At 28.9% G+C, this 10,813-nt stretch carries 5 protein-coding genes, 1 pseudogene and 1 riboswitch; of the genes and pseudogenes, 5 read left to right on the top strand and 1 reads right to left on the bottom strand.

The features are described 5' to 3' along the window. Positions 1-436 precede the first annotated feature (436 nt). Positions 437-1,378, bottom strand: a complete 942-nt coding sequence (locus tag HMPREF9630_RS08990; RefSeq protein ID WP_009528077.1) for a diguanylate cyclase domain-containing protein — start codon at positions 1,376-1,378, stop codon at positions 437-439. An 866-nt stretch (positions 1,379-2,244) separates the two neighbouring features. Here HMPREF9630_RS08990 and HMPREF9630_RS08985 point away from each other — a divergent pair. The 5 genes and pseudogenes from HMPREF9630_RS08985 to HMPREF9630_RS08965 all read left to right on the top strand — a co-directional run bounded on the left by HMPREF9630_RS08985 (position 2,245) and on the right by HMPREF9630_RS08965 (position 10,767). Then, positions 2,245-3,990, top strand: coding sequence for an ABC transporter ATP-binding protein (locus HMPREF9630_RS08985; protein ID WP_009528076.1), 1,746 nt, complete (start codon positions 2,245-2,247; stop codon positions 3,988-3,990). Continuing rightward, positions 3,983-5,746: an ABC transporter ATP-binding protein gene (locus HMPREF9630_RS08980; RefSeq protein WP_009528075.1), complete on the top strand. Its 1,764-nt coding sequence runs from the start codon at positions 3,983-3,985 to the stop codon at positions 5,744-5,746. Before HMPREF9630_RS08985 ends, HMPREF9630_RS08980 begins: the two co-directional genes overlap by 8 nt. Positions 5,747-5,851: 105 nt before the next feature. Then, positions 5,852-6,796 (top strand): annotated as a pseudogene (locus HMPREF9630_RS08975) (DDE-type integrase/transposase/recombinase). Between the two features lie 191 nt (positions 6,797-6,987). Beyond that, positions 6,988-7,090: riboswitch (SAM riboswitch) on the top strand. 95 nt (positions 7,091-7,185) lie between these two features. Beyond that, complete coding sequence (gene metK / locus HMPREF9630_RS08970; RefSeq protein WP_009528074.1) at positions 7,186-8,373, top strand: methionine adenosyltransferase; 1,188 nt, start codon at positions 7,186-7,188, stop codon at positions 8,371-8,373. Between the two features lie 399 nt (positions 8,374-8,772). Next, positions 8,773-10,767: a phosphodiester glycosidase family protein gene (locus HMPREF9630_RS08965; RefSeq protein WP_009528073.1), complete on the top strand. Its 1,995-nt coding sequence runs from the start codon at positions 8,773-8,775 to the stop codon at positions 10,765-10,767. Positions 10,768-10,813: the final 46 nt, after the last annotated feature.

Below are 10,813 nucleotides of genomic sequence, written 5' to 3'. Positions count from 1 at the left end.
AATATTATTTTAATATAGATATAATTAAAAATCATTTATCTTATTGATATTGAACAACATAAAAAATGTATAAACAGGAAATTTGAATATAAATTTTTATAATAAAAAAGAGATTGTTTGAAATATGCTTATTATTTTGCAAACAATCTCTTTTTTAATAAAGTTTTTTAATATTCTAATACTGAACATTAATTGATACTAATACCTGATACTAAAAATCAATTAAATATCTACATAATTGTGTTGCAACAAAACTACTTATAATCTATAAATATATAATCTCATAAAGTATGAAATACTTGGTATTATAAATGATGATTAGTATGATAAAATAATGAACATTTTTGTTTTTAAAAATTCATTGCTAAGAAAAATATATATGATTATAGCAAAAAATATACATATATTTTATCAGCTAATTAAACAAATATTAGTATTATATAGCAAAGAAACCGCCTCGTTTTGTTTTTTTAACAACATAAAGAGATTTATCGGCATTTTCTAAGGCTTCATCAATAGACATACCGGATGTTACCTCTGCCGCACCGACTGACACTGTTGTCCAATACAAATTTGATTCTCCTGCTTTTCTAACTTCGTTTATAAGTCTTTGAGCAAATTCTGTCGCATCTGATTTATTTTTCATTTCACTACAAAAAATTAAAAATTCATCTCCGCCCATTCTGCAAAGCAAATCATTTTCACGTATTACAGATCGAAATACCTTACCCATATATAATAGAACTTCATTACCTACTAAGTGTCCGTAAGTATCATTAATTTGTTTAAAATGATCTAAATCCAACACAAAAAACCAACCATATTTACTTCTATGCTCCCATTGATTACTGAATGTTCGAAAATTATCAAGACCTGTCAAGCCATCTTTTTGTGCCAACGCTCTCATTTCATCATTAATACTTTGTAATTCTTGAACCTTTTTTAAAAGAGTTTTAGGATAATACTCTCCATCGCCTTGTTCTTGATTAGGAATGGAATAATGGATATGAATAATTTCCCAATGTCCTTCAACCATGTGAAATATTAAAGTAAAGCGACCATCCATGTTAATGAGTACAGACTTGTCTTTACTTTCTCCCAAAACATATATTTTTCCATATACCAGACAGGTTTTAGAGTCAAATTGCATTTGCTCACACCAAATATTTTTTAAATTAAACTCTATATCATTTCTCTCGGTCATTTCATTAGCAAAAGCGCACAAAAAATTATCTAATCCTGTATAAAACTCATGAGCTCCTGTGCCTATAATAACACACTTAGGGGAGAACCATTTAATTATATCTCCTTTTGTTTTTTCATCTACTTTAGAAAAAAATTTTTTCCAAAGTTCCTCTACAAGTTTAGAAAAATCCACTTAACTCCTCCTTAATAAATAACGCTTTCTTTTGAAATTAATACTAAATACTATTAAAAAATATAAAATGTGCAATTAATTATTTTGAAAAAGTATAACATTTTAAAAATATGATTATATTATACTTTCAATTAGTGTTTAGTATTAATTATGGCTTATACCGTTTCAATCGCATAAATCCGTTATTATAATATCGGTATAAATATAGGCTAAGTTTATCACAGAAAATCGAATGTTTCAAGCAAATTGTAAAACAAGTAAATAAATTAAAAAAAGTTTTTTAGCTGATTATATAAAAGTTTATAATATATGCAAAGTTGTTGTTTTAATACTAATATTCGTTTAATTAACCGATTAAAGGCATATAAAATTTTTCCTTTAATAGATATACATAATTTTAGTTAGCAGATTAATTCTTAAAAACGAAAATATCCATATATTCCATTAATTTTTTAGTGTAAGAGGTCATTAGAATGAATACTGAAAATTTGAAAGTTTGATAATTGATAATAAAAAATATACATTATGTAGCACGATTATAATGCTTAAATTCTTTATGCAGATTGACTTTTTAAATTCTAAATGTTAAAATACTAATGTATATCATAGTGTATATTGAATTTATTAAGAATTATTCAGGAGATGAAAAAGCAGATAAATTTTTAATTACTTTTTCATCTCCTTTAAATATTATAAAATATAGAAAAATTATATAATACTATTATTAAAATTAAATAAGCATATAATAAAAATGCTGAATGGAATGTATTTGATTAGTTATGTAGGAGTTTTTTATATTTTAGTATCACATATTATTTTATATAGATTTTAGTATTAATTTATATAAATAAATGGAAAGGGAATATATGTTTAAGCAATTAAAAAAATTGAAGTGGTTTTTAAAAGAAAGAGCACGACATTATATAATAGGTATTTTGGTTTTGCAACTTACAAACCTTATAGTTATACTTCCTCCTATAATAATAGGTAGGGCTGTAGACAGCATATCTGACGGGAGTATCACAGGAACAGAGCTTTTTACGGATATTTCATATCTTGCAGCTATTTTGACAGCAGAATATATATTTGGTTATATATGGGCATATGAAATCTTTTTAAATGCAATTATAATTGATCTTAGACTTCGTGCTATGATGATGAAAAAAATATTGATGATGCCGAGAACATTTTTTGAAAAGTTTTCATCAGGAGATTTGATGTCAAGAGCTACAAGTGATATAGATACAATAAGTGAAATGCTCGGCTATGGGGTTCTTGCAATCAGTGATGGGATAGGATATCTGCTCGCTATTATACTTGCGATGGGTTTTACGGTTTCATGGAAATTGACTATAGTAAGCATATTGCCTCTACCGATACTCACAATGCTTACAAGCTATGTAGGAGAATATATACATAAATTATATATGGCTCAGCAGGAAGCTTTTAGTAAAATGAGCGATGAGGTGTTGGAAAATGTTAACGGTATTCGTGTAATACGCTCATATGTACTTGAAAAGCAGAGTATTGAAAATTTTGAAAATACAACAGAAGATGTATTTAATAAATCATTAAAGACAGAGCTTGTTGCATCTACTTTTTGGCCTGCTACCAAAATATTTACATCAATAAGTTATGCGATAGCAATAGGTTATGGGGTTAATCTAATATTGGCAGGTGAAATTACAATAGGTGCACTTATTTCGTTTAATGTATATTTAGGATATTTAATATGGCCTATGTATGCCATAGGTGATTTTATAAATACAGCACAAAGAGGTACGACATCAATAGAAAGAATTTATGAAGTGCTTGAAGAAGATGATGACGTAGAAAATAAAAAAATTACAAGAAATATAGATGGGTTTGACAATATAAAATTCAGTGATTATACATTTAGATATCCTAACTCAAAAAATGTAAATTTGCGAGGCATAGATCTTGAAATAACAAGAGGTAAAACAATCGGAATAGTAGGAAGAACGGGAAGCGGAAAGTCTACATTAATAAAACAATTATTAAAAGAGTATCCTGTAGGTGATGGAAATATATCTATAGATGATTTGAGTATAAGTGAAGTTCAAAAAAGCAGTTTGATGAATGAAATAGGCTATGTATCTCAGGACAATATACTATTTTCTAAAACTATAAGAGAAAATATTTTGATGGGAAAAAAGAGTGCAAGCGAAGAGGAATTATTTGAAGTTATAAGAATATCAGATTTGCTGAGAGATATAGATTTATTTGCAAATAAAATGGATACATTGGTAGGAGAAAGAGGTGTAGCTATATCTGGAGGGCAAAAACAAAGGATATCTATAGCCAGAGCTGTTATAAAAGACCCTTACCTGTTGATAATGGATGATTCTTTGTCGGCAGTAGATTCCAGAACAGAGGCTAAAATAATAGAAAACATCAGAAAAAATCGTAAGAATAAAACAACTATAATAGTAACACACAGATTATCAGCAGTATCACATGCAGATGAAATAATCGTGCTTGATGACGGTATGATTATTGAACGTGGAACACATGAGGAATTAATTTCAAAAGACGGCTGGTATAATAGACAGTATCATATTCAGCAAATGGAGGAGGGAGAAGATGAATAACAATATAAATCAAAATCCTGATGCTGAAAAAGAAGATATAAAGAGATTGGCAAGTTATACGCTTTTATTCAAATCTAATTTTTTAAAAGGACTTTTATTTTTACTTTTGGCAGTAGTTTTTGAATTATTAGCACCTTTTGCAGTAAGAAAAATATTTGATGAAGAGCTTAAAAAAGCAGTTATAGATAAAAATTCAATACTCTATTGGATAGGGTTATATTTGTTTGTAAATATAACAGCTATGATATTTCAGTATATGAGCGACATACAATTAAAGATAATGGCTATGAGAATAGTACAAAAAATGCGTGTGCAAATATATAGTAATATTCAGAGAATAGGGATATCATTTTTTGATAATATGCCGGCAGGAAGCATAGTGTCTAAAGTTACAAACGATACATTAGCAGTGCAAGGACTATATGTAAAAGTATTAGGAGAAATATTTAAAAGTACAGTTTATGTTATAAGCATATATATAATATTGTTTACAATACAGACTCAATTTGCACTTCTTGCAACGTTTCTATTGCCATTGGTAGCTTTTATAATCTATATTTACAACAAAAAGGCAAGAGTTTACAACAATGTAATAAGGTCAAAGGTCAGTGAATTAAACGGAGCAATAAACGAAACTGTACAAGGAATAAGTGTGATACAAGCATTTAATAATCAAGAACAGATACAAAAGGATTTTGACAAGACGAATGAAGAAAGAGTTAATCAGCGTACAAAACTTCTGGTGTTAAATTCGGCAACCTCATATAATATAATAAGTACACTTAGAAATATTGTATTTGTAGTTATGATTTATTATTTCGGAAATAAAGTTATAAAATATAATGCTGTAACATCTGTAGGACTATTATATGTGTATGTAGATTATATAAGTATATTGTTTCACCATATACATCAGATAGTACAGCAAATGAACGAAATGTCAAAATCAACAGTTGCATCATCCCATGTTTTTGAAATGATAGATAAAGAGGGAAAAGACATCAGCGACGAAAAAATTGAGAAAATTAGCGGTACAGTAGAATTTAAAGATGTAAGTTTTTATTATAAAAAAGATGAATATGTTTTGAAAAATATAAATATAAGTGCAGAAAAAGGACAAACTATTGCACTGGTAGGACATACGGGTTCAGGAAAAAGCTCTATTATGAATTTACTGCTGAAATTTTATCAGCCACAACAAGGGAAAATATTGATTGACGGTATGGATCTACAGACTTTGCAAGATCAAACCATAAGAGATCATATGGGTATAGTATTGCAAGAGCCATATTTATTTACAGGTACAATCTTGAGCAATATAACACTTAATAAAGAGAATATAAGCAGACAAGATGCTCAAAAAGCACTTGAAATGGTTGGTGGAGATTTAGTTTTAGGAAATTTGAAAGACGGTATAGATGAAAAAGTTGTAGAAAGAGGCGCAACCCTATCTTCCGGTCAAAGGCAGCTTATTTCATTTGCAAGAGCTTTAGCGCAAAATCCTACAATACTTATACTTGATGAAGCAACAAGCTCAGTAGATTCTGAAACGGAGAAGATAATACAATCCGCTATGGATGTGTTGATGAAAGGACGAACAACGTTTATAATAGCGCACAGATTATCTACAATAAAAAATGCTGATAAAATATATCTTCTTGAAAAAGGAAGAATAATAGAGCAGGGAACACATAGTGAATTATTAGACAAAAAAGGAAAATATTTCGATATGTATAAAACACAAAGCAATTTATAAAAACTGTTATGCTACAATAGATTTGTGACAAAAAAGTATAAAAAAAGAAAGCCAACTGATATAATAAGATTTGGAAAAAATAAAAATCAGTAAAGAGGCTTTCTTATGAATAAAAGTATAACAGAAGGAATGAAAAGACGCAAGCAAATAATAGAATATGCAATAAAAGAAAAAAATAATGCAAAAGCAGCAAGAAAATACCATGTAACAAGACAGTATGTACATTATTGGATGAAAAGATATGATGGAACAATAGAATCATTAAGAAAAGAGTCAACAAAACCAAAAAGCCATCCAAAAGAGCACACAGCAGAAGAACAAGAAAAGATAAAACATTGCTATAGATATCATAAGCATGAAGGGTTAGCACAAGTATACAGAAAGTTACAAGAAAAAGGATATACAAGATGCTATGATTCAATGACAAGACAGATAAAAAAATTAAAATTAAAAACTATACAAGAAAAAAAAGAAATTAGAAAAAAGAAGAAAGAAAAGAAAGTAAGCAAAGTAACAAGACCAGGAGAGCAAGTACAAGTAGATATAAAATATGTACCGTTAGAATGCATAGGATTTAAAAGTGAAGTAGACAGATATTATCAAATAACAGGTATAGATGTATATACAAGAAAAAGAATATTGAAGCTTGTAAAAGAAAAAAGCACATACGAAACAAGTAATTACTTAAATACATTAGAAAAAGAAATGGGATTTAAAATAGAGCAAATACAAACAGATAATGGATTAGAATTTACAAATGAGCAAGACAGAACAAATAAAAAAAGTAGATTTCAAAAAACATTAGAAGAATTAGGTATAGAGCATAAACTAACAGCCGCATACAGTCCGTGGCAAAATGGGTATGTAGAAAGAAGTCATAGAGAAGATAGTGAGAAATTTTATGCAAATAGAAGATTCAAGAGCGAAGAAGAGATGTATAAGAGTTTTGAAAGATATGCAAAAAGGTAAAACAATATAGCGAAGAAAGTTTTGAAATTCAAAACTGCAAATGAAATGTTAGAAGATTATATAGAAAAAGCGAGAGTGTGATTTAGAAAATTTTTAACAATATATGGGGTTACCCGCATATATTGTTAAAAAAATATGATATACAATAATCAAAATTATATTATAGGCTTTGTGTCAAAAATGTTTGACTTTTTTACATAAAACACAAAGCAATTTATAAAAACTATATTGACAAATTTAAAAAAATATATATAATGTATTCTAAATAAAAAACCTTATCAAGAGAGGTGGAGGGAAAGGCCCTGTGAAACCCGGCAACCGGCTGAAAAGCGAAGGTGCCAATTCCTGCAAGTTGCATTACTTGACAGATGAGGGAAATAAGAATTTTTTGTATCTTATAACCTCGTATATTGCGAGGTTTTTTATTTGGCAAAATTTTTTTAATATATAAAATAACAAAGGAGAGATTTATGAGAAGATTATTTACTTCTGAATCAGTGACTGAAGGGCATCCGGATAAGATGTGCGACCAAATTTCAGATGCCATACTTGACGAAATGTTAAGACAAGACAAGTATTCGAGAGTAGCTTGTGAAACACTTACAACTACAGGACTAATAGCAGTTGTTGGTGAAATAACTACAAAAGCATATGTTGACATACAAAAAATAGTTAGACAGACAGTTAGAGAAATAGGATATGACAGAGCAAAATACGGATTTGATTGTGACACTTGTGCGGTAATAAATGCAATAGATGAGCAGTCAGCAGATATAGCTATGGGTGTAAATGATTCACTTGAAGACAAAGAAGGTAGAGGTAGAGCCAAAGACGATGAAGAAAAACTTGGAGCAGGTGATCAAGGTATAATGTTCGGTTATGCTTGTAATGAAACAAAAGAGCTTATGCCGTTACCTATATCACTTGCACATAAGTTGGCAATAAGATTGTCAGAGATTAGAAAACAAAAAGTGCTTAATTACCTAAGACCTGACGGAAAAACTCAAGTAACTGTTGAATATGATGAAAATGGAAATCCGGCAAGAGTTGATACAATAGTTATATCCACACAACACGATGAAAATGTAACAAGAGAACAAATACAAAAAGATTTAATTGAGCACGTTGTAAAACCTATTGTAGATGCAAAATTAATAGATGACAACACAAAATATCTTATAAATCCTACAGGCAGATTTGTAATAGGAGGACCTCATGGAGATTCAGGACTTACAGGAAGAAAGATAATAGTAGACACTTATGGCGGATATTCAAGACATGGCGGTGGAGCATTTTCAGGAAAAGATCCTACAAAGGTAGACCGTTCAGCAGCGTATGCGGCAAGATGGATAGCAAAAAATGTAGTAGCCGCAAAACTTGCAGAAAAATGTGAAATACAGTTGGCTTATGCTATAGGTGTTGCAGAACCAGTGTCAATATTGGTAGATACTTTTGGAACAGCAACAGTGCCTGAAGAAAAAATCAGTGAAGCGATATCAAAAACATTTGATTTGAGACCTGGAGCAATAATAAAAGAACTTGATTTAAGACGCCCTATATATAGAAAGACAGCAGCATATGGACATTTCGGAAGAGAAGACAAAGAATTTACTTGGGAACAAACAAATAAAGTAGAGCAATTAAAACAAAATCTATAAAATATGATAAATCGAAAAATCTCTTTGATATTATTTATATTAAAGAGATTTTTTTGTCACAAAAAATTAAATAAAATTTAAAATAAAATTTATTTTAAAGCTGTATAATATTCACATGCTTTAAAAATGATTATACATATATATTTTTGGTATTAAATATAATGTTTTTCGTTATTATACAATTATTATAAAAAATATAAATTAAAAATATTTTTTGCAATTATATGATTAACTTTAATATAAAATAGAGATTTTATAAAAATTTTTATTAACACCAAAGACCATTTTAACTAAGATATCCTCAAATGTATTAAAAAAATATTTATATTCAATTATATATGATATAAGAGGTGAATTTAATTTTATAGTTGTAAAAAATAAAAAATGGAGATAGATTAAATGAAAAAGAAATTAATATTGCTCAGCCTTACATTATCATTAATTGGCGGGGCAAGTATATCAAATGCTCAAATCATGGATCAGACAGTGTACACAATACCGTTATCGTCATCTATAAATCTTAAAAAGGTTGTAGAAAATTATGGGTATGGAACAAATGAGTTTAATATTATAGAGGCTGACTTAAACGATCCTAACAACAGTATGGATATATTGTTCAACACTCAAGGTCTGTTTAAAACAATAAGCATAAAACAAGTTGTAGACAGTACACCTAATATTGTAGCTGCAGCAAATACGGATTTTTTCCTGCTGCAGACACCTACTTCATCAATAGGAGCTATGGTAAAAAATCACAAAGTTTTATCTTCTCCTGCTGAAAGCAGTGGGAAATATGCAAGTATGGTTATAACAGACAACAATAAAGTTACATTTGAATATCTGAATCCGAATATTATTATAAAAAATATAACTACTAACAAAGATTATACAGCACCTACAATGAATAAAGTTATAAGTAATTCTTATAGAGGAATAACAGTACGTACATCAGACTATGCTTATACAACATTTGGAAAAAACACTTCAAACCCTAACAGAGTTGAGGTTATAGTCGGAAGTGATAATATTGTAAAGGAAATCAGGGAAGGTAAAGATGCTGTTCAAATTCCATATGGAGGCTTCGCTATAATGTCATTCAATGTTGACGGAAGCGAGCTGAAAAATAATTATCATGTAGGAGACCAACTGGAATTAACTTTGGATATATTGCAAAACAGACCTGATATAAAGACAATCATAGGTGGAGGAAGTGTACTTATAAAAAATGGACAAAAGACACCCATAACATCATCAATTCCCGGGAAAGCGCAAAGAACAGCCATAGGTATAACAAAAAATAATAAACTCATAGTTTTTACAAATGATGGAAGAACACAATCTACTCTAGGCTTGGACGAAAAAGATGTTCAAAATTATTTTTATTCAATAGGCATAGTAGATGCTATGATATTTGACGGTGGAGGTTCTACCGAGTTATATGCGGATGGAAAAGCACAAAATTATCTTTATAGCGAAAGAAAGGTAATAAATGCAATTGCAATAAAAAATGAAAAACAGACAGGAAATGTTGCAAAAGTGAATATAGTACCTTTAAAAGAAATAATTTATACAGGAGATAATGTAGAAGTAATAGCATCTGCACAGGACAATAACGGCTCAAAAATTACAAAGTATAATACACCATCTTTTACTCTTACTACAAGCGGATTCAACAGCCAAATAAAAGATAGAGCCATAACTCCTACAACTTCCGGAAAAGGTACTATAAATGCTACAGTGCAAGGAGTTACAGGAATATCTGAAGTGGAGGTTTTAGATTCACACTCTAATGATGATAAATATAAGCAAAATACTTCTGAAATAAAAAAATTCAATGTATATTCAAATATGGATGACGGAAATGATTTAATATCACAAGTTATAAAATCAAAAATGTTAATAAATTCTGAAGATGCCGTAAACAATTTGGTTATAGGTAATAATGATGTGTATTTTACAAGTAATTTAAGAGGGAATTCACAAAATATAAATTCCTCTGTTCCAAATAAGATATTTGAAAATACACAGGTGGTATTCCTTAACAATACTGTAGGACTTTATAAAAATGAAAGTCAACTGAATAATTTAAAAACAGCATTAAATTCAGAATATAAAAATATAATAATAGCTATGCAAGGTCAAAGCAAGCTTTTCAATTCTTTTGAACAAAATATGTTTGATAAATTAGTTGAGAGCGTTGCAAAACAAAAAAATATTTATGTTATATATAAATCAAATACAAATGATGCTTATAAAAGAGGAAATGTGAGCTATATTTCAATTGTAGATTTGAAAAATCAAAACTACAATGACCTTAAAAATGTAAAATATCTTCAGATGTATGAGGATATAAATGGAAATCTTATATATAACTACAAATCTATGTTTAATTAATTGAAAAATAATACTAAATCTTATTTAAATTAAAATATGCTCAAAT

The sequence above is a fragment of the Peptoanaerobacter stomatis genome (assembly GCF_000238095.2).
Taxonomy (GTDB): domain Bacteria; phylum Bacillota; class Clostridia; order Peptostreptococcales; family Filifactoraceae; genus Peptoanaerobacter; species Peptoanaerobacter stomatis_A.
This window is presented reverse-complemented; position numbering and strand designations above follow the sequence as displayed.

Excerpts from the sequence above, each read along its gene's own strand:
- metK (WP_009528074.1), top strand. The coding sequence starts at position 7,186 with ATGAGAAGATTATTTACTTCTGAATCAGTGACTGAAGGGCATCCGGAT.
- HMPREF9630_RS08985 (WP_009528076.1), top strand. The coding sequence starts at position 2,245 with ATGTTTAAGCAATTAAAAAAATTGAAGTGGTTTTTAAAAGAAAGAGCA.
- HMPREF9630_RS08965 (WP_009528073.1), top strand. The coding sequence starts at position 8,773 with ATGAAAAAGAAATTAATATTGCTCAGCCTTACATTATCATTAATTGGC.
- HMPREF9630_RS08980 (WP_009528075.1), top strand. The coding sequence starts at position 3,983 with ATGAATAACAATATAAATCAAAATCCTGATGCTGAAAAAGAAGATATA.